Source organism: Rickettsia endosymbiont of Halotydeus destructor, assembly GCF_049278075.1.
Classification (GTDB): Bacteria; Pseudomonadota; Alphaproteobacteria; order Rickettsiales; family Rickettsiaceae; genus Rickettsia.
Map to the genome: position 1 here is coordinate 39,353 of NZ_JAPNPB010000002.1, position 20,942 is coordinate 60,294.

Sequence of the window (20,942 nt, forward strand, 5' to 3'; positions counted from 1 at the left end):
ATTCTTTTATTTCGCTACAAATATATAAGGTGTTAAAATAGGGTGACAAATAGCATTTAGAACGTTATAGAAACTATGGATACGCTTATTAAAAAACTTTTGTAAATTGGTAAGTAGTTCTTTTCTGTTGTCATTATCCTTATTGGCATAATATAAAATCAACGCTTTATTTAGCTCTGCCGCACTCTTATGCAGCTCGTTTATTTCTTGCATCTTTTCAAATTGCAAATCAATAGCGGTTTTAGTAAGAGTTATTACTTCTTTAATATCTCTGATTAATGATTTGATTAAATTTATATCTAGCTGTTTGATTTTATCGCAAATACTTATATTAAAGGAAAATGCGTTATTTGGTAGATACTCTATTAAGCTGCTATTATTTATCTCACTTGGAATGCTTAAGTCCTGCCCTGCTATATTAGTAACCAACATCGCTATATCATTGCTTAGCCGCTCCGCATCATTTAATATTTGCTCTGCCGTCCCTATATTCTCGTTTTCTTCGCTAAAGATATCCAAGAGTAGCGAGTATAATCTGCCTATTAAACGGTAAAATGCAAAGCAGCTAGCCATTAATTCCATTATAAGCGACAATTGCTCTTTATAATATTTCTGTAAGAACAATTTTAACGAAGCTTGCACATTTGTAAGTAAATCCTTAACAAGCTTATTATTAACTTTAAAATTATTATCGATAAAGTTATTATCAATATCAGCGTTTCCAATATTTAGTTTCAGGATATTTGCTGCTTGTGTTTGTACCAGATTTTCAAGCTTAGTGTTATCGCCTCTAAATTCTACGCCACTATCATTTTTAATAGCTTGTTTTATAGCATGGTCTAACGCTGCCTCTTCCGGTCTTGTTATATCTACATAACAATCCAAATAAACCGGCTTGTGCATTTCAGAGCTTTTAATAGTAAAATATTTTGTCGCTAGTACCTCAATATATTCTTTACTGCCTCCTGCTATATCGTCTAATCTTCTTACGTGAAAAAATAACTTATCTTCATCCTCGCTGTAGATAGGAGTAATGCTTAACACTATCGCATTATTGCCGCCTAAATTATGCGGTGTCCAGCCCATTATTTTTAAATCCTGCGAGTAAGTAAAGCTGGCAAATGAGCCGTTTTTAAGCACAACAAAAATCATAGAAAACGGGCTATTAATACCGACTATTTGCCTGATTCCGCTACTAAATATATGCTCGGCGTAGGCGGTTATATCCGAGAGCTGAAAGCCGCCTTTTTCTTGTGAGTAATATAAGCTGTTGATTTTGGTACCGCTACCTTCGACAAAAAATATTGTTTTACCGATTATAACCGGCTTAATAGGTGATACCGGTACGTCTAACTCTTTATGTATCCTGATAAACTCGCCTTTTGATCTATCACCTTCTTTTATTAAATAAATGCCGTCGGTAGTGCCAAGCAACATCTCACTCGAGAAAGGCACAGCCCATAATACATTATCAAAAGTACTTGAAGAAAAAGTAGCTGATATTGCAGTAAGAGGATTGCGTGCTTCAAGCAAAGTTTTATAAGACATACGAAAATCGTAAAAATCACCCTTATAGCTTGCCCAAATTAAATGAATATTCTTATTTACCCCAAAACACCACAAGCGGTTTTCAAAGGTAACTACACTACTTGCATATAGTTTTTCCTGCTTTTGTTCGTAAATGTTAACATTTCCTGCTGCATGTAAACTCTTTAACACATCATTTATTTTATCAATATCAGCATTATAGATTACTTCATTAAAAGGTTTTTGTGTTGATACGTTATTTTGCATTTGCTTATAATAAGTAACATGAGCTTTTAACGGCTCTATAATAAACATTTTTTCTTTATCAGGAAAATTTACTGCTTGTGTAACCGATGATGTAGCCCCGCTACCTGCTATATGCTTGTAAAACTCCTGTACTATACCAGGGTCAACAGAAAATTTAAATATCGGTCTATTAATACCGAAGCTAATATAAGCTATTCCCTGAAAGCATGTATGCGAGAAATTCTTAAGTTTAAAATGGAAATTCTGCCCCTCATCCTGAATTACTTTACTAGTCAAAAACAAATTGCCATCAACAAAGAATAAACATATTGTCTTGTCTAGGTGGGCTTCAAATACCAGTAAATATGATAATTCCCTTGAGAACATCACGCTGATTATTTTCCGAGGGCAACAATCCTTAAACAAATGCACAAATTTAGTCCCATGCCGCCTGACAATTCCCCCTGACGGCAAGATTACAAAGTTAGTAAGTTTTTTTGCGCCGTTCTGATAAAGCCCAAGCTCCGTGCGTCCCTCGATAGTAGGCGTTAATTCCCCGCCCGAAAAATTGTTTTTCTGTGAATAGATAAATTGTTCAGACATAAAATTTTATCTTAAAATTACTTTTACCTATACTTCACCGGAGTTAACTATATTATAGCCGATATTATAAAGCCGCTTTGCTTGGTCTAAATGAATTAAATATTGTTTCTTCAGACCATCAGCAAATAAGCTATCGGAGTAAAGGGCAAAAGCTACTTTCGATGCTAATGAGAGAGCGACAACTAGCCTAAAGTTTTGTGGGACTAATTGCCAGGCTCTGCCATCATTATTAAGCAGTAATTCTAAAATCTTACCGCTGTAATAAAAGAGCGAGGTAAGATTACCGCCTTTAAAGTAAATCTTTCCTCCCCAAATTAGACGGCACTATAACGGCAAGTTTAATACAATCGCTGATATTCGGTATTTCTTTAAATCCGCTGGTCTCTGCGTCTATTTTATTCACTCGTTTTAAAGCAAAATCCCATTTAACTGACAACAAAGCTTCCTCTGTTGCCGGCTCTACAAACTCCTCACAAAGATTCTCTGCTTTAGAGATGCTATTACCGCTTTGCACGTTGCTGTAACTGCTACTGTTAGAGCCAAGCAACACTAAAGCTTTACGGATTATTTCTTGTTTCATTTTAATTACTTCAAGTTAATTACTTTAAGAAATAATTTATTTAACTAATAAAGGCTCTAAAGCATTAACGGCAATATCAGCTGTATTATCTACATTGCGGCACGCATTACCCACCATCTGCCATGGCACTATACTTGCTGAAGTAGCGCCGTTAAAATGAGCATCATCAGCAGAAATCTTCCAGTGATCGCCTCTATGTCCTGCCGCGTCCACAGATTCTAAACATTTAATGCAAACTATTTGTCCTTCTTCAGTTCTAGTTGCGCCGAAACTTTCCGAATAATATAAACTCGGTGCATAATGATATTGCACCAGCCTATCTATTTGACGCTCAACGGAGCCAGTAACGCTGCCAAATCTTATAGAGCTTTCAGTGAAAGCGTAACAGTCTCGAATAGAGTTTGCAGTTCCTCTAATACCTCCTAGCATCTCGGTAATGATAAAATTAAAGCCGACAAATGAGTTTATTTCACCGCTAACAAGAGCTTTAACACTGTTATAGTCATGGCTTGTTACTTGGCTGTCTCGGAGTAAATTACCGATTTGAGCAGAAGAACAGACAATATAATATTTCTCATCTGCTCCAAAACTATGCTTTTTTAATAATTGATGCGCTTTTAATAACTTATCGACAGTGAGTCCTCCGACTCTTAACGCTTCTTTTGCTTTAACAGCTCCCTGCTGTCCGTTATTGTCACCTATCAAATTATTAGCGTACAATGCAAGTGTCGCATCCACCAGTTTTACACCAACCGGAATAACTTTATTTGCTACATCAAAGTAGATGAGATTTTGTCCTGTTCTACCGCTATTAATAGGCGAAGCAAAAGCGTTTATTATAGAGCGGTCTTGTTGTCTACCCATCGCATAACCCGCCATCTTAGGAAATTTGCTGGTAGGGTTACTTAACAGATTAAGCTTATCGTTTCTATCCATCGCCGCCGTCCAGTAATAAGCTTGCGCTACTGCCTGGCGTCTTGTTATTACAGGAGTTTTAAAATCAGTAAGTTTCTCTAACTGGTCAGGGTGATTAGGTTCATGATAACCTGAAGCTGTTTTGTGTCTCGGTAATGCCTCATGAGTCCCCATTGTCTCAAAATGGATTACTTCCGTTTCTTGCGTTTCGTTATTGACGTATTTGCGGAGTTTCGAGCCTTCTTGTTGTGCCACTAAGGCGATATTGCGGGCGAATTGTTCTTTTAGTGCGTCGGTAATCTGTTCCATCTCGGTAACCTTTTTAAATTGTTAAGCTTTAATAAATATCTAACTTGATAATTATTAGTGGCTTCTTTTTAAAAGGTTACCGCTCACTTTTTAGAAAAGTTTACGACCCGAAGAAGTTATCACTTGGTATTATAAGCGATCGTGTATAATTCGTTCATTTGAGTTACGGCTGACCCGTGACCCGTATGATTTTTATTCCTATATTTTACCATAAAATCATGGTCGGATTCAAGCTTTTTTATCTCTTTTAATTCCGATTCAGCGCCTAGTATTACAGGTTTTTCGTTGCCTGTTACTAATGAGTCCGATTTTAATGTTTCACCGACCTTAACGAGCAAATCTACTAGCGCAGGTGAGTAATTTGATTCCTCTATTAATCCCGCTAATTCTTTCGTGCCGAATTTACTAAGTGCCGCCTGCATCACCGACATTTTACTATCAAAGCCGTCGTTATAATGTTTCTTTAACCAATCTATATTTGAATTGCGGACTCCTTCCAACTCTTCCTGCTGTCTCGACTGCAGATCTGTAGAATAATTATATAAACTGCCAAGTAACTTCTCTCCTTGCCTTTTACTCAAGCCGCTTTGGTAAAACATCTCTTCATATTGTCTTAAATATTGCTCATCTTCAGCCTCTCGCTTATCCGTATATTTCTTATCTTCCGGCAGTCCTAAACGACTATAAAATTTATGCCAATCTTCTTCAGCTGCATCATTCTTAGGAATCGCAATACGGCTGTTTAAGCTCTTCTCTGCTTCTAGATAACTATTTGCTAAAGAGGATATATCTTTGAACTTATTCAAAGACTCGGCTTTTTGTAACTCTGCCGGTAAGCTGGAAAGCCATGACGTAGCTGCTTCTCCTATATTATTTTCCTGTAACGTATTTTGTTCTTCTATCATATTTTTATTCCTTATAAAAAAAGTATCTTTTTCAATCTAAATATAAAATAATTTGTTGTGGGTTGAATCGTTTAGTAGTATAATATACTTACGTCGTGACTGCGTCGTTTTGCAGGTTTGGGTGCTTATCTAACACGACGCCGTCCTTTTATGGTCGTTATACTGCGTAGCGGGGAACGACCACCTATTAACTGTGTATTACTCTTTTAGTTCCTTTATTTCCTCTACCGATAACCCTGTTATTTCTGATATAGTATTTATATCGATATTTTTAACTAATAAATTCTTTGCTATTTCTATATTTCTCTCAGCTTTTCCTTCAGCTCTGCCTTTTGCTTCAGCCTTTTTGAGAATATTAGCCTCAATCATGAGCCACTTTAAACGATCTTCATACGCATTTCTTTCTTCTTCGCTAAAATTCATTACCTCAAGTACTGCTAATGCTTTCTGTAGTGTTTTATTGTTTAGTTCTTTCGGTAAGTTGTCTTTGTTAAGTAAATCATGACGAGTTAAAAAAGCTAGCCATACATCTAACGAGTTCTTTACCTTTGCTATTATATCTGTTAGCTCCTCTTTAGCATTTTTAGCAAACTTATTAAGCTCTATTGTATGTAATTCTATATCTTTAAAATATACTAAACCGCTTTCTATTTCCTTTAACTGAAAAGCGTTATGATACTTATCCGTATCTGTAATACTGGTAAAATTGAGTATATGTATTCCTATCGTTTTATTTAATTCCGAATAATCTGATCCCTCCCTTAATTGCTCCGTATACATTTTTGCCCAGTAATACAAAGCTCTTTTATCATAATCCGCTTCATCGGTTACTTGGATTTCGATATTATATCTTTTACCGCTTTCGCTTTTTGCTTTTATATCAAGAATAGAGAGTTTGTCTGCTTTAAAATTCTTGGGATTGTAAGGATTAAGCAATATTACTTCTACAACTTGGTCTTCTTCTGACACTATTGAATTAATAAGAGATATCAGTAGATCCTTATTTTCTTCTACCCCAAAGATTTTTTTAAAAGCCAAATCTACTCTCGGATTAACTTTTGACATATTAACTACTTCCTTCCATATTATTTGTATTATTTTCCAGCTGGGAACAGATATAAAGAAACAATGCCCTCTGTCCTTCTAAAAAAGCGGTGTGCCTATCATTATCGACTATAAAATTGCTGCGATACATGCCGGTCATATTGGCTAAATCTTCAAGTATCATTATACCATCTTTTGAGGTGAACATTCTACTATAAATTTGTGCTAAATCTTTTGCTTTAGATATGGTCAGTTCTAAGTCGTTTTCAACAGGTTTATTGTTCTCAATTAAAATCTTCATTAACTTATCCCTATACTGGTTGTTGCTGCATTTGCTGCATCTGTGCTATTTTACGTTGTTGTCTTAGCTGTAATACTTCCTGCTCGCTCTTTAATACTCTTTGTGGTGCATCTCTTAACTCAAATAATAGCTTTAAGAATTCATCAAAGTTTATTTTATCGTATATTTCAGGGCAGAAGTTACTAATGCCGCTACGTTGCACAAACCCTATAATCTGCTCAATACTGGTAATAGCCGCTGATTTCTGCGCTCTTGTTAAAGGGGAGGTGTAGCTGATATCTAACTGCACATTTGCGAGTCCCTCTAATATCGGTAATTTGTTATATTTGTTAAGTATGCCGTAAATAGCTTTAATAAACGGGTTTAAAAACTCAGTCTCGATTCTGCCAACCATTGGTGACATCATCCGCATTTGTTCTTCATTCCGGATTTGCACCTTCGTTGCAGTCATTTCTTTGTTTTCCTTCTGCATACGAAATATATCAATATAGAACGCTTTAAATATCGAATCTCGACACTAATCTCGACACTGGTTTTGTTCTATCTCGGTTGGTATGATATTCTTATGTGCTGTAAGCGGTATTATCTTATCTGCCATGCCGTTACGATAAAAGTTTATTGAACCTGGCTTGGTGTATAGTGGTAAATAATAACCGTCTTTCGGCACTAACAATGGCGGCTCTAATTGTTTCTGTGCTACCTTAAGCATTATTTGTCTTAATGAGTTAAGTAGCTTTATATCAGGGAGTACATGATGAGCAGGAGCATAGCCGTATACTTCTCCTTCCTCTTTAATCTACCTTGTGACAAAGAATGGAAAATATGAATAACCGGACTCGGCTATTACTTGCTGTTCGGCTAAATAAATATATTCCGAGCTATATTCGTGTTGATTGGTCTTACGATTTTTACTGATTTTATTGGTACTATTATCACCGACAGGAGCAACAATTTGTAAAGCGTTAGCTTCAGACCCTAAAGCTGTTTTTTGCTGCTCTAGATTCTGTAACCCTCGTTGATATTGCTCTACCTGATTGTGTAAATGTCCGCTATTCTGTCCATGCTGATGTTTCTGCTGTTCGATGCTTTGCAATTTCTGTGCCGATTCGGATAATTGCTTGCTAAGATTATCTATGGTACTTTGAGCCTCTGCTGCATAATTATTGTAAATATTGAGATCATTATTATAAAGAGATTTCTGCCGCGCGGTCTCTCGACCAGTTAGATATTTCCCGCCTGGCACGTACCTGCTTATCGCTCCAGTAAGTGCCTTAAACGGTTTTCTGAAGAACCCTCCCATTTCTTTTCTCCTCTATAATTCTAAGGCGTTATAATCACTAATAACTTTATTATAACTTAAGTAGTTAATTCCAGATTGCGCTTGCTGCTTACCAGTTTTAACGTCCATCGCTAAATAACAAAAGCTCTCAGTAATATCAGTACACCGAGTAGAACTTGAATGAGTGCTACGCTTACCGGCGTCAAACTCATATAAGCCGTTTAACCCTTCTCGGCATTTTCTCTCGTCTATTCGTAAATAGTTTGCCGTAAGCAAATTACGAGCTTTGTTTATCATTTCTTCACGTAAATATTTCCGTCCTAAGTCAAAAGGTGCAAAGCACAGCTTCTCGGCTACCTCGTTTGCTTGTTGTAATCTCGTGTCCAAAGTCGGCATCTGACGCCTAGCCATATCATGCGGTAATATATTACGCCCATATTGATAAGGTCTAAATCTTAAATGATTTAAGTAAAACTCTAAGCCTTTGCCACGATTAATATAAAAATCTATAATATCAATCGACTCTTGTTTTTCTTGCGCAAACCAGATGACAGTATAATCAACTATACCAATATCCCAGTAGGTATTTACTTTATAAGCAGGATCATGTGGTATTAAGCCAATGCGTCCTTCAGCTTCTGCTAATCGCAGCTGCTCTACAAAAGTACCGCCCTGATCAGCTCTTTTAAATCTATAGGCCTCAAAGTCACAGTAGAATTCTCTACGGATTTCTTCCGTCGTCATGTCTACTGACTTAAGGCTGGTAATCGCTACTAACGGCTTGTCTTCACAGTCCGTAGTATCTTCAATAGTCTTAATCTCACAAAAAGCGTTCTTATCATTTTTATATTTTAAATATAACTCTTCGCCATGAGTTAATTTTGCATTATCAGCAGGTGTATATAAATATAATAATCAGGCGTTATTGCGTATTACCATCGGCTCTATTACCGAACTCATAGCTCTAGGGTCATGATAAGAATACTCAGAGATTACCGCCCCTTTTATACCGCTGCCCCTTATGCTTGCATATCTATCACTACCGACAAACTGAATTACCGAGCCGTTTTTAAATACTATTCTTTGTTTATATTGCTGACTTTTGGCAATTGCCGATTTCGGAATAAATGACATGTAAGCTCTACCATCTAAGGTCATGCCGTCCCATACCGACATTTTAGCTTGGTTATAGGTCGGGTAAACATACCAGTATATCCCAACTTCCCGAAGTGCTGCAGCCGTAATCCAGTTAATCCCCATAATATCCTTGCCGGCCCTTCTATGCCAGATGGCGATTGCTTTCTTACCGCCTTTATACAAATAACGCCATAGCGGCAACTGAAACGGATAAGGCGACCAATCTACAGGGAATTTTATAATCTTCTGTTTATTAACTCTGCCATTATTAACTATTTGCTTCTTCTTCACTTTCTGTTTCTTCTGCTTTATAAGCCTCTACCTCAAATATATCAATGTCATCTGAAATAATCGGTATACTATCCGGTTTTTTAATCTCACCAACGTTTTTGATATTAGTTTGATATTTCGGTGAGTTAGCTTTTAAATATTCCAATAAACTTTTAGAGCAGTATTTTTTCTTCTTGGAAATACATTCGCCTTGCTCATTATATATTAATTCCTCATAACCGTTAATAGCTCGATCGTATAAAACCGCTTCAGCCATTTCGGCAGCGTAAGTAAGAGCAAGCTTAACACACTTGCTTAAGTGCCTATCACTATTAATAACCTTGTATAGCAATAGCGGCGAGATTAGATTACTTAATGTTTTTCTGGCAGCAAGTCCTACATGTCCGCTATTACAGAGCTCCTCCAAAAATGTTATAATATTCTCTCTCGAGCCAAATTTAGTCGTTATAGCTTTTGATATTTTACTTAGGTACTTTTCAAACAAGCTGTAATTCTTTGGTGAGTATTTTGTACTCATATATAAACTATATTAAAATAAAAATATTAAGCTTTAGGTAACCCTACATCTGTATAGTTTATTATAGCTTTTTCTACTTTTGATTTAGCAGATTTTTATAATTTTATGTTGTAATCAAAAGCTGAAATAGCTAGGCTACTTTGATAAAAAGAATTTAACTACTTAAAAAGGTAAAAATGAAAGAAAAAATTTTATTTAAAAACGATATGAATTATATAAATCAATACTATAAAATAAAAATTTATGGTTTTATTCCTGATTTCTATAAAGGTGCATTTTTAAGCATTAATTCTAAAACGCCTGCAGAACCGTTTTGTATAACTAACGATAAGTGTTTTGGATTGACATATTTACCTATTGTGGAAAGTCCAGCAACTTCAATAAGAAAAAATTTATTTGTGAAGTCAGATTTAGAGCCAACAAATCTTAGTGACAATACCAGTATGCAAAATGCCCTTTTATGGGATGCTCAAAGTCAATGGTATGATGCAAAAGATGGGGAGGAGGTTAGCGTTCATTATGCTACTTTACAAGAAATAAAAGAGTTAAGAGGGCTAGTAGAAAGTGATCAAGTTAAATTATCATCTCATTATAAAATAGAAGCAATTGAGCTAATAGATCAATATGAAAAAACTTATCCAGACTTAATTAAATTAATGGGTGAAGAAGATGATATTATATAATATTATTTTATTATTGTGAGTTAATAATATTTATATATATTTTTCTATCTTGTAAAAGTTTTTAATTAAATTTTAAAAAGGTGAACTATGAAAAGACATTTTACATGTAAATCTAATTGGACTGGAGCAATTATAGCTTATACTCCCAAAATGCAGCATTATAATATAAATGATATAGACAGATATAATATATTTAACAATGGCGTAATTTTTGCCAACGCAAGCTATATTAAGATTCCTTTAAATACGGAAGGAGCGGAGCAAGGCTGGTGTTGGGGATTATTTCAAAAATACGATAGTAGTTTACCTTATGTTTCTTGGTTAACTAGCGGAGATACTAGACATATGCATACTATAAATATGACGGTTGAACAAGAAGTAAATTTTATGTCAGATGCAGCAGCAGAAGGCTTTTATAATATAAAATTTGCTACCGTAGAAGAAGTAAAAAAATTAAAAGATTTGGTAGCAGATGATAAGATAAAATTAGCATGTGATCAGTGCAGTATTAAATACGACAAAGAATGTAATAATAAAGAGGAAACGCTTAATTTTTTAGAGCTTTAATTTCTGCACCATCTCCTGAAATGTATTTATATAGCAGTTTACCTGGAACTGAAATATTAGGTGAAAGTTAAACAAATTATTTTATATACAAAAAGTGAAAATTTTTGGTATAAATGATTAATGCTCTCAAAAAAATCTTTCTGCGTTTGCCCCCTATACCCCTATTCTATGCGGGCTAACCCCCTATCTAGCTTTGCGCACATGTTTTTAGATAAAAATAGTTAAAAACGGAGTGAAATTGCAGAAAATAATAGAAGATACCAGGGGGAATCCATCATAAACTATCATATATATAGCATATATTATATTAATAGGTTTGTATTAACACCTAGGAAGCTTATCAGATAAAGGAAACAGAGCGATAACTATATTATTCTCAAAGTTCTTAGTAAAACTTAATTGAGAGTTGACTTTTCCGGGGAGTTCAGTATAAAATCGTAGCTGAAGTAGCAGCAATGTTATTTCGGGGTGTAGAAACTCCAAACTTGAAGTGGTGAGCATCAACCATAAAATGGTGCATTCCTCGACTTTACGGTCTGGGGGATAATAGCATATGTTCAGGGTCTAAAGTGTAAACTTTAAACCTAAAAGCTATTGTAGCTGTCTTCAAGCAGTTTTTCTAACTCCCCGACCACCGCCGGATTTTCTTGAAATTCGTTGGTGGTTAAAACTTGAGCAATTTAAGTTTAACTAATGGGAGTATTAAAATGTCGAATCCAAATAATAAAACCTACCACAAAGAACAATTAACATCAAAACCAATCTTATTCTTACAACCTCCTTTTGATCTTGAAAGCAAACAAATTAGAGAAGAGCTTACCGCTTATTGTGAACAAAAAGGCCATGGAATACTTAAAACTGTTAAATCTATAAGTCCCTATGATTATGATAGTTTCCATAAGCTAATACGCATAATAAATAATTGGCAAGTTAAACCTGTTATGGTGCTAATAGATTATTACAGCCTACGCACTCCTATAAATAAAATACTGTGGGCAGTAATAGGAACACTTAGAACCGCAGAGCTAATAAAAATTTATGTTTATGTACGGGAAGGCAAAGAGTTATCATTACGCCAGTTAAATAAACGTGAAAACGACTTTTTATGCCAAGCGGTAATATATGATAAATCGCCTGACATAGGTAGCTGGAATAAATGGCGTACTATTCTGGATGTTGAAGGATGGGGTAGATTTGAGAATGTTACCCGTGAAACTGCTAGATACTCTGAGTGGGAAAAAGCTAAAGGCAATTAAGCAAGATAGCAACATAGTAAAATAAAATTAACTCCGTTACACGCAAGAACTAAAATTATGTCATTACGTAAAGAATAGTTTTGCGTGTAGCTATTCAACTTATAGTATTAAAATAAAGTATAATGTGTATATGTAGGTTGTATATAAAAAATATAAAGAAACTATTATGATAGAAAGAAAAGTAGCAACAAAAGCAATATTATTATCAAGGGTGTCATCTAAAGAGCAAGAGGAGGGCTACTCAATTAATGCTCAAAAGCATCGTATGCAAGAATATTGTATACGTAAGGGTCTTGAAGTATTAAAAGTTTTTGAGTTTGCTGAATCTTCTACTAAAGGAGACCGCAAAAAGTTTATGGAATCTATAGACTTTGCTAAAAAACATAAAGAAATAATAGCAGTAGTAACCGATAAAGTAGATAGGTTGCAACGTAGTTATGAAAAAGTGCCTTTATTAAATAAACTCATTAAAGAAGAAAAAATAGAATTACATTTTTATACGGAAAATTGCATTATCCATAAATACTCTACTAATCAAGAACGGATGCTGTGGAATATATTTATTATGCTGGCACAAAATTACGTTGACAGCCTTAAGGATAATATAAATCGTGCTATTTCTCAAAAATTACGTGAAGGTAGATGGGTAAGTACTGCCCCGATAGGATATTTGCATGTTAAAAAAGATGTTTCTAAACGAGGTCAAAGTGATATTGTAATTGATGAAAATAGGGCAGTATTGGTTAAAAGGATATTTGAGCTTTACGCTACCGGTAATTATAGCCTTATACAAATCCTTAAGAAAACCAAGGAATGGGGCTTAACTAATTCGAGAGGTAATCAAGGACATTTGTGTAAATCACATATTTATAAAATAATACAGAATCCTTTTTATTACGGAGTAATGAGATTACTGAAGACTGGCAAAGAATATCCACATAAATACCCTACTATTATTGATAAAAGCTTATTTGACACTTGCAAAAGAATACGGCTAAATTGGGGTCGGAAGGCGCAAGGTAAATATAGAGAAAAGGAGTTTATATTTAGAGGATTAATTAGATGTGCCAATAGTGGTCGCATAGTAACTCCTGACCTTAAAAAGAAAACTTACGTTAATGGAAAGGTAGGGCAATGGACTTATTTAAGAATGTGGGATGCAACAAATCATGCGAAAGCTATATATGTACCTGAAACAATAGCATTACAAGAAGTCGAGAACGTGTTTAAATCAATGAAATTAAGCCGTGAGCTACTGCAAGAAGTAATAACTTATATAAAGACTTCTGCAAATGCAGAAAAAGATTACCATAAGAAAAGATTAAGCGAGCTTTACGCTGAAAATACTAAACTTAAAACTCGTATGGATAGGCTAATGGATTTATTCCTTGATGGAGAATTAAGTAAAGCAGAGCATGAAGAGAAGCGGCAACAATTAGCTCAAAAACGAGAAGATACCATAAAGGAAATCGAAGCACACAATAAGGCAGATGATAATTTTGCAAGAATGCTGATTTCCCTAGTAGAACTAGCTTCCGACGCCCATCAGACCTTTATAGGTTCGACAATTGCAGAAAAGAGGAGTTTAGTAAATTTGGTATTCTCTAACCTTTCTTTAAATGGTGAAAAGCTTGACTTTATGCTGCGTCCGCCGTTTGATAGCTTTATAGAAATACCAAAAACTGGCGAATGGTGGAGATGAAGGGAATCGAACCCTTGACCCTCTGCGTGCAAAGCAGATGCTCTACCCCTGAGCTACATCCCCTGTTATTTGTTAGTAAGGTTTGTGAGGTAAGAATATTAAGATAAACTTTTTACCAGGCCCCAAGCCAAGGCTTTACCGTTATTCCCTAAAACCAAATCTCCGGAACCTTCATATTCAGCTGCTAAAAAAGAAGTTTGAGCGGATATAAGTTTTACTGGCTTAATTTTCTGACCGTTGTAAAAATATTCTTTAGCTTGCTCCCTGGAAGTCGGGTTATTTTTTGAAGCGGTTTTTGCTTTTGACATAAGGAATAATATTTGTTTAAACTTAAAAGTGATAATAAATCTTTTTTGTATATTTGTCAATAATAACCCGCTAGTAAATATATCGAAATAATGACAAAGATATTAATAAAGCTAAGAAACTGCTAGCCATTGTATAAATAAAGCAAAAAATTTTCATCAAGATTTAAATTATTTCTCCTCTTTTCTTTAAATTTTCGTTATGATGTTAGTTACTAACTTTGTTAACAGCGCCCTACACAAAATTAATGTATATAAAGAAATGACAAAAGAAGTATTAAAAATTAAAATTCGATCTTTGCATAAATCCTTTTCTAACCATACGGTACTTGACGGCGTAGATTTAGATATAAAAAAAGGCAGTTCCTTGGTAATTCTTGGCGGATCGGGTACGGGTAAGTCAGTTTTGATTAAAGCTATAGTGGGGTTAATTAAACCTGATAGCGGTAAGATTTTTATTGATGATGCAGATACTACAAATATCTCTGATAGTAAAAGATTCAAACTTATGGAAACTATCGGCTTTTTATTTCAAGGAGGAGCGCTTTTTGATTCCTTGACCGTTCGTGCTAATATTACTTTTTTTACTAAAAATTTATCCAAAAAGGAAAAAAATGAATTAGCGGGGTCTAAACTTGAATCTGTCGGTTTATCTTCTAGAATACTCGATCTTTATCCTTCCGAATTATCCGGCGGAATGCAGAAAAGAGTAGCGCTTGCAAGAGCAATTTGTAGCACTCCTTCAATTCTTTTCCTAGATGAACCAACAACAGGGCTTGATCCTATAATGGCGAATGTTATAAATGAGTTAATTATTAAGATTCAAGAGGAATTGGGCGCAACTACCGTTACTATAACCCATGATATAGAAAGTGCCAAAAAAATAGCTAAAGAAGTAGCAATGATTTATCAGGGGAAGATTATATGGAGCGGTCAAAAAAAGGAAATAATCGATAATAACAACCCTTATTTAAAGCAATTTGTTAACGGCTCGACTAGCGGTCCTATTGAAGTTGAGCATGTTTAAAGTATTTTTTAGCTATTCCTGCCTGCACAATAATGACGTACCGAGCTTTTATCAAGCCATGCAATAAACCTGTACAAAAGTGAGCAATGACACCACCCAGTTATTACTGCTTCACAACAAATATTTTTATTTTTTTATATTATGCGTATTTTTTTTACTCTAACTATATTTTTTATATTATCTGCATTTTCAAACGCAAATTTTCAAAAAGATAATCCAGAACTTATTAAATTATTAAAACACACCTCAATTACTGCGGTTGCTCCTGCTTCCGGTACGGATATTGATATCTTAGCAAATTTAGAAAATATTAGCTTAAAATTAAATATACCACATAAATGCTTTGATAATACAAAAGTGCTTTTTCATTCTAATAGTGATGAACTAAGATTTAGATGTTTAAAAGACGCATTATTTGATAACTCAAATCATGTAGTGTGGGTATTACGAGGAGGATACGGTTCAGCAAAATTAATTCCGTATTTACAAAAACTAGCAAAACCTCCTAAAGAAAAGTTTTTTATAGGTTATAGCGATATAACCGCTCTGCATATTTTTCTTGCTCAAGAATGGGGTTGGAAACCTATTCACAGTAGTGTGTTGATTGAAATATTAAAACCTGAAAAAGAATGTAGTAATTTTATAAAAATAGCCGAAATAATTTCCGGTAAAGGTAAACAAATTACGATTGATAAATTAATAGCGATGAATAGCGAGGCAAAGCTTGATAAGGTTATTAACGGTAAGCTCACCGGCGGTAACTTAACTATGGTGCAAACAAGTATCGGTACAGAGTGGCAAATAAAAACTGTTGATAAAATTCTCTTTTTAGAAGATATAAATATAAAACCTTATCAAATAGACCGTACTTTACTTCATTTAAAACAAGCAGGTTTATTAAAAAACGTGAAAGCAATAATATTTGGTAGCTTTTCTCCTGAAGATGAAAATATTATAACGGTACTTAGTAATTTTGCCGCTACTTTAAATATTCCAGTATTTAAGACTAATAGATTTGGGCATGGTAAAATTAATGACCCTATTATTTACAATACGGATAGCAAAATTATTGCTAGTGAGAACGAAAATTTTAAATTAGTGATGAGCTTTTAGATTGCATTGCTGCATTATAATCCTTACTGCCTAAACAGCAGAAGCTTATATAAATAGTAGGTATATCTCTACGGAATGCGGTTTTAACGCATTCCGAAGTTTTTTAATAAACTTCTTCCGGCGGTACATCATCAATTCCTTCTAGTGATAATTCTTCTTTGGCCGCTTCTATGCTGCAGCTACTAAAGGGAGTAAATGCTTCCTGACTAATATTAGAAAAATCTGAAATTAAATTTAATAGATCGGAAAGATTAAAACTTTCAAGTAGATTAAGCTTTTTAACAAACTGAGTTGCTTCCTTTTCAGAAAGTTTTTCTAATTTACAAAACTCTATGACTAGTTTTTGTAATTCACCGTAAGTACAATTATTTAATCCATTAAGCAATTTATCCACTTTTAAATTAAGAAATTGTTTATGAAATTCCTGGGCAGCTTCACGAAGTGTTATTAAAATTGACTCTTTATTAAATTCTTCCTCAACGTTATCAATTTTTTGTAATTTAAGTGATATAGTTTGATCTGCTTCTTTTTGATTATTCTCATATTCTGTATCTAAATTGCTTTCAGAAGAATTTTTAGTGGCATTGAACTCTTGCTCTCGAGCAATATTAGCAAGTAAGGTATTTCCTATTTTCTGAATTAATTCAGGATTTTCTTTTACCCATTTTTCTCCTATTGCAATTAAAGCATCTATATTCTTTTTACTTGCATCATCTAATGCAGCAGTTTCTTTATTAATAGGCATAGATATTTCAAAAAATTCATTTTCTCCAGGTAAATCAAGTTTTACACTTGCGGTCGATAAGTTTTCATTACCCTGCATAAGTCTGTCTACTAGTTTACCTGTAGTTAGCCAACCGATTATCCCGTTGGATTTTATCATATTCTGCCCAAATTTTAATATATCATGCCCAAGATTTGCAGATAATTTAACTTTAATGAGCCCAGCAAGTTTTTCATCGAATTGTGGTATAGGAGTATGTGCATCTATATCATTATTAAAGTTAAGAGAACACACCATAGTGTGATCTAGAATTTCTGCTTGTTCTGTTCTAGTATGTCCTTCTTTAAGTATTTTTAAAGCTTCATTAGCGGGACGATTTGCCACGAGTCCTCCATCTGCATAAGCGTAAGGAGTACCGGTGGCAGAATTTCCAACTTCTTTATTTATAATTGAATTAAAAAAGGTTGGCGCTGCTGTTGTAGCCTGTAATACATCCTTTACTTTAATATGCAAACTATAAGAGTCGTGGCTATCAAAAATTTTTATTTCTTTGTTAGTGGCATTTAAATCGGTTACCGGAATGATAAGACGGGAAGTAGTTTCGCTTAATCTGTTATCCTGTAAATGTTCTTCTAATATTTTTTCTAAAGGATCCTGGCTATATTTATGAGTGAAGACCTGTTTTACTGATCCTAAAAATATATTAGGGAATATCTTAGGAACAGCTTCAGTAAATATTTTTAATGCTTCTTCTGCCGAGTACTTTGCTTCTCTAGAGCCTTCCTCTTTGGGAATCGTTAATAAAGCCCCTATTAATCCCCCAACACTCGTACCTGTAATAATAGGAAATAGCTCAGATATAGACTTTCCTGTTATTTTTTCAATTTCTACAAGTATTACTAATTCTACTATTCCTTTTACCCCTCCCCCTGAAAGAGATAAAACTCTGTTATCTTTTATAGAAGGGAGTTCAGAGGCAGAATTTTCTGCTTTTATTTTTAATTCAGATGTTTCTGTTATTTCTTTACCTATAGTAGGGAAAATACTATGAGTTTTTTTTTGTATAGAAAATTTTGGCATAAATTATTTTCCTCTTAATATATTTGTGGTGCACTATAAAATAAAAAGTTAAATATGACAAATATTTTTTAGTAATAATATTACACAATAGTAAAGCTTAATTAATAAAAACTCAAGGTTTTAAATTTTTTATTAATTAAATTTACTACATTAGCTAAAAAATCTAACTAGCTTTTCCAAAAAAATAAATAAATTTCTTGACTTCAACTTTTTATTCTATAATTTAATTTTACTAATTTCCAGTAATAATTTATTAACAACATTATTAAATTTTATTAAGAATTATAAACAGTGATATTTATGCCAAATTCAAAAAACTCTCAATCTAAATTTTTAAAAAACCTTATACTTGCTATCGTCTCAACAACTGTACTGAACGGTGTAACATTAGAGGCTAGGGGAGGAGCAGGAGTTCTACCGCCACCGCCCACCGCCCCCACCCCCACTTTTCTATAATCCTGCGCTTAGTAGCAGAGCTAATAATATCGCTTTATATAGTCAAGATTTACTGAATCAACTTAAAGGAGAGAATGTTCTTAAGAAAATTCCCACTATTACTAATCGACAAGCACAACCCGCAAAGCCGACAAGTGTAATTGAAGCTATACAACAGGCGTTTAAATTAAAAAGCACGCGCTCAAGTTATGTTAATGGTGAGCCAGTTATAGAAAAAAGTAATGCTCCAGAGATACGTAAGAACCTTCCCCCTGCAGAAATAATTAAAGAAAGACAGCGTTTAGAAGCTGAAGAAAAGCTTAGACAAGAAGAAAATCAAAGAAAAATAGCGCAGAACAACAAAAATGCTGAGGAACATCGTCTAAAGAATAAAGCAAAATGGGTCGAGGAAGACATAAAGACTAAAGAAATAGTAGAAAACAGAGAAAAAGAAGTGCGTGCTAAAATAGCAGGAGAAGGAAAAAGGAAAAGAGAGGCAGAAAATGGTAATAATATTGGAGCTAGTAATGGAAATAATACGGACAATTATCACGATAAAATACTAATAAATAGTTTAAAGCAAGAAAAATTAGAGCTTTTACACCGTATAAATTTATTGGAAGCACAGCTTAATAATAGTGAAAATGATATCAGTAACGACAACAACTCTTCTAAACAAATTGAATTAATAAAACAATTAAAAGAAAAAATATCCTTATTAGAAACATCCAATGGTACGATGGATACAGCTACTATAATTAATAACAATGAAAGCGCCATCAATAACGGCAACGATTCTTTAGAACAAGAAAATTTAACTCAACAACAAACAGATGAAGAATTATCTTTACTAAAAACATCGAATGGTAGGATGGATAAGGCAACTATAACTAATAACAATGAAAGCGCCATCAATAACGACAACAACTCTTCTAAACAAATTGAATTAATAAAACAATTAAAAGAAAAAATATCCTTATTAGAAACATCGAATGGTACGATGGATAAGGCAACTATAATTAATAACAATGAAAATGCTATTGACAACGGCAACGATTCTTTAGAACAAGAAAATTTAACTCAACAACAAACAAAAGAAGAATTATCTTTACTAGAAACATCACCAGAAAAAGAATATTATAACGAAGAATTAACTAATACAAACAATAAAAGAAGCGCAGACGAAGTTACGGAACCTTTAGGAAAAACCGAAAGTAGTAATCCTACTAAAACTTTTATATTAGAGCAAAAAAAGCAAGATGCTATTGTCAATACGCTGCTTACTGAAACTGCCCATGATATAATTGAAGAATTTACTAAAACTGTTGAAATGATGACGGAAATATCTAAAACTGCTACCGTGACAGCAGTAGGTGCAATAAAAAATCGTATGTTTGAAGTATCTACATTAGCGGCTATTGGTGCTGGTGATGAAGACGAGCCTATTAAAAAAGGTGCATGGATAAGTGGTTTATACGGAGTGAATAAACAGGGAGCTCTTACCAATGCCCCAGGTTATAAAGGCCGTAGCGCCGGAGTAACAATTGGATTCGATGTTGGAGTTAATGATGATTTGATCGGAATTGCCTATAGCAATATACAGTCTCATTTTAAATCTAATAAAAGTTTTGGAAAAGCAAATGTTACTAGCCACGTTTTAAGTGTCTATGGGCAAAAAGATTTAGACCATAATTTTTCTTTACAAGGCGTTATATCCGGAGCTCGTAATTACTTAAAAAACAAAACTACTTATGCCGGTAGTCCTGTATCCGGTAAATATAAAAGCGATAGCGTAAGTGCTGAAGCGTTATTAAATTATAAATACCAAACTAACTATAATTTAGCGCTGATTCCAAATATCGGTGTGAGATATGGGCATGCTAAAGATGGTGTTTACAATGAAAGTAATATAGGAGTGCAACATTTATCTGTGGCTTCTGAAGCTCAAAATCTATGGACTGGAATATTAGGTGGTAAAGTAGTTTTTACTGCGCAAAAAATTTCTGACTCTATTAGTATTACTCCAGCGATTCATGGTTCTGTTGAGAATTACTTTAATAATAAACAGAAAAAGGTTAATGCTAAAGTAACTTGGAAGAATCGAGTAATAGAAGACGCTATTACTTTACCAAAACAACCGAAAATTGGTTATAATATCGGCGGTAGTGTTCTTGCTCAAAAAGCTAATATTAGTCTTTTGTTAGAATATAACTGCCATTTACAAAAGAAATACCAAAGCCACCAAGGTTTTGCCAAGTTAAAAATTAATTTTTAAAACTTATAAGCTTTTGAGATTATTTCTGATTTCCCCTATGATTCATTGCTGAAAGCAGGGATCATAGAGGTCGTTTCCATTTAATTGTGTAAATTTCTAGAGGAGGCTCTAAATTCCTTCT

Annotated in this window: 20 protein-coding genes, 1 tRNA gene and 1 pseudogene; 8 read left to right on the plus strand and 14 right to left on the minus strand. The window is 34.0% G+C overall.

Going from position 1 to position 20,942, the window contains the following annotated elements; genetic code table 11:
- Positions 1-6 precede the first annotated feature (6 nt).
- The 11 genes and pseudogenes from OTR29_RS02585 to OTR29_RS02635 all read right to left on the minus strand — a co-directional run bounded on the left by OTR29_RS02585 (position 7) and on the right by OTR29_RS02635 (position 9,654).
- On the minus strand, positions 7-2,376 hold the full coding sequence (locus OTR29_RS02585) for a phage tail protein (RefSeq protein ID WP_422229110.1): 2,370 nt from the start codon (positions 2,374-2,376) through the stop codon (positions 7-9).
- Positions 2,377-2,665: 289 nt separating this feature from the next.
- Complete coding sequence (locus tag OTR29_RS02590; RefSeq protein WP_422229111.1) at positions 2,666-2,956, minus strand: hypothetical protein; 291 nt, start codon at positions 2,954-2,956, stop codon at positions 2,666-2,668.
- 36 nt (positions 2,957-2,992) lie between these two features.
- Positions 2,993-4,180: a phage capsid protein gene (locus OTR29_RS02595; RefSeq protein ID WP_422229112.1), complete on the minus strand. Its 1,188-nt coding sequence runs from the start codon at positions 4,178-4,180 to the stop codon at positions 2,993-2,995.
- Positions 4,181-4,299: 119 nt separating this feature from the next.
- Positions 4,300-5,085: a hypothetical protein gene (locus OTR29_RS02600; RefSeq protein WP_422229113.1), complete on the minus strand. Its 786-nt coding sequence runs from the start codon at positions 5,083-5,085 to the stop codon at positions 4,300-4,302.
- Positions 5,086-5,283: 198 nt separating this feature from the next.
- Positions 5,284-6,150 (minus strand): Rpn family recombination-promoting nuclease/putative transposase, encoded by an 867-nt coding sequence (locus OTR29_RS02605; RefSeq protein WP_422229114.1) that lies wholly within the window; start codon positions 6,148-6,150, stop codon positions 5,284-5,286.
- Position 6,151: 1 nt separating this feature from the next.
- Complete coding sequence (locus tag OTR29_RS02610; RefSeq protein WP_422229115.1) at positions 6,152-6,430, minus strand: Bbp19 family protein; 279 nt, start codon at positions 6,428-6,430, stop codon at positions 6,152-6,154.
- A 10-nt stretch (positions 6,431-6,440) separates the two neighbouring features.
- A pseudogene (locus OTR29_RS02615) lies at positions 6,441-7,226 on the minus strand (portal protein).
- A complete protein-coding gene (locus OTR29_RS02620; RefSeq protein WP_422229116.1) occupies positions 7,227-7,730 on the minus strand; it encodes a hypothetical protein in 504 nt (167 codons plus the stop codon). It abuts the pseudogene before it with no gap.
- A 12-nt stretch (positions 7,731-7,742) separates the two neighbouring features.
- Entirely contained in the window at positions 7,743-8,453 is a 711-nt protein-coding gene (locus OTR29_RS02625) for a hypothetical protein (protein ID WP_422229117.1), read from the minus strand.
- Positions 8,454-8,624: 171 nt separating this feature from the next.
- Positions 8,625-9,137 carry a hypothetical protein gene (locus OTR29_RS02630; RefSeq protein ID WP_422229118.1) on the minus strand — a complete coding sequence of 171 codons (513 nt, stop codon included), beginning with the start codon at positions 9,135-9,137 and terminating at the stop codon, positions 8,625-8,627.
- Complete coding sequence (locus OTR29_RS02635) at positions 9,115-9,654, minus strand: hypothetical protein (RefSeq protein WP_422229119.1); 540 nt, start codon at positions 9,652-9,654, stop codon at positions 9,115-9,117. The genes OTR29_RS02630 and OTR29_RS02635 overlap by 23 nt, the downstream gene beginning before the upstream one ends.
- Positions 9,655-9,830: 176 nt before the next feature.
- Here OTR29_RS02635 and OTR29_RS02640 point away from each other — a divergent pair, with 176 nt between their 5' ends.
- The 4 genes from OTR29_RS02640 (at position 9,831) to OTR29_RS02655 (ending at position 13,862) form a co-directional block, all read left to right on the plus strand.
- On the plus strand, positions 9,831-10,337 hold the full coding sequence (locus OTR29_RS02640; protein WP_422229120.1) for a hypothetical protein: 507 nt from the start codon (positions 9,831-9,833) through the stop codon (positions 10,335-10,337).
- Between the two features lie 87 nt (positions 10,338-10,424).
- On the plus strand, positions 10,425-10,904 hold the full coding sequence (locus tag OTR29_RS02645) for a hypothetical protein (protein ID WP_422229121.1): 480 nt from the start codon (positions 10,425-10,427) through the stop codon (positions 10,902-10,904).
- A gap of 707 nt (positions 10,905-11,611) precedes the next feature.
- Positions 11,612-12,160: a hypothetical protein gene (locus OTR29_RS02650; protein ID WP_422229122.1), complete on the plus strand. Its 549-nt coding sequence runs from the start codon at positions 11,612-11,614 to the stop codon at positions 12,158-12,160.
- 166 nt (positions 12,161-12,326) lie between these two features.
- Positions 12,327-13,862 (plus strand): recombinase family protein, encoded by a 1,536-nt coding sequence (locus OTR29_RS02655; protein WP_422229123.1) that lies wholly within the window; start codon positions 12,327-12,329, stop codon positions 13,860-13,862.
- Here the strand turns inward: OTR29_RS02655 and OTR29_RS02660 are convergent.
- Together OTR29_RS02660 and OTR29_RS02665 are read right to left on the minus strand one after the other, a co-directional pair.
- Positions 13,851-13,925: transfer RNA gene (locus tag OTR29_RS02660), tRNA-Ala, on the minus strand. The genes OTR29_RS02655 and OTR29_RS02660 overlap by 12 nt on opposite strands.
- Positions 13,926-13,960: 35 nt before the next feature.
- A complete protein-coding gene (locus OTR29_RS02665; RefSeq protein WP_341790528.1) occupies positions 13,961-14,170 on the minus strand; it encodes a hypothetical protein in 210 nt (69 codons plus the stop codon).
- Between the two features lie 259 nt (positions 14,171-14,429).
- On the opposite strand from OTR29_RS02665, the gene OTR29_RS02670 reads away from it, so the two are divergent.
- Both OTR29_RS02670 and OTR29_RS02675 read left to right on the plus strand, forming a co-directional pair.
- Positions 14,430-15,194: an ABC transporter ATP-binding protein gene (locus OTR29_RS02670; RefSeq protein WP_422229124.1), complete on the plus strand. Its 765-nt coding sequence runs from the start codon at positions 14,430-14,432 to the stop codon at positions 15,192-15,194.
- Between the two features lie 141 nt (positions 15,195-15,335).
- Positions 15,336-16,307 (plus strand): LD-carboxypeptidase, encoded by a 972-nt coding sequence (locus tag OTR29_RS02675; protein ID WP_422229125.1) that lies wholly within the window; start codon positions 15,336-15,338, stop codon positions 16,305-16,307.
- A 103-nt stretch (positions 16,308-16,410) separates the two neighbouring features.
- Here the strand turns inward: OTR29_RS02675 and OTR29_RS02680 are convergent, their stop codons facing one another.
- The gene (locus OTR29_RS02680) at positions 16,411-18,111 is read right to left on the minus strand and encodes a patatin-like phospholipase family protein (RefSeq protein WP_422229126.1); all 1,701 of its coding nucleotides are present in this window, start codon (positions 18,109-18,111) and stop codon (positions 16,411-16,413) included.
- Between the two features lie 300 nt (positions 18,112-18,411).
- Between OTR29_RS02680 and OTR29_RS02685 the strand changes: the two genes are divergently transcribed.
- The gene (locus tag OTR29_RS02685) at positions 18,412-18,567 is read left to right on the plus strand and encodes a hypothetical protein (protein ID WP_422229127.1); all 156 of its coding nucleotides are present in this window, start codon (positions 18,412-18,414) and stop codon (positions 18,565-18,567) included.
- 433 nt (positions 18,568-19,000) lie between these two features.
- On the plus strand, positions 19,001-20,821 hold the full coding sequence (locus OTR29_RS02690; protein WP_422229128.1) for an autotransporter domain-containing protein: 1,821 nt from the start codon (positions 19,001-19,003) through the stop codon (positions 20,819-20,821).
- The last annotated feature ends 121 nt before the right edge of the window (positions 20,822-20,942 follow it).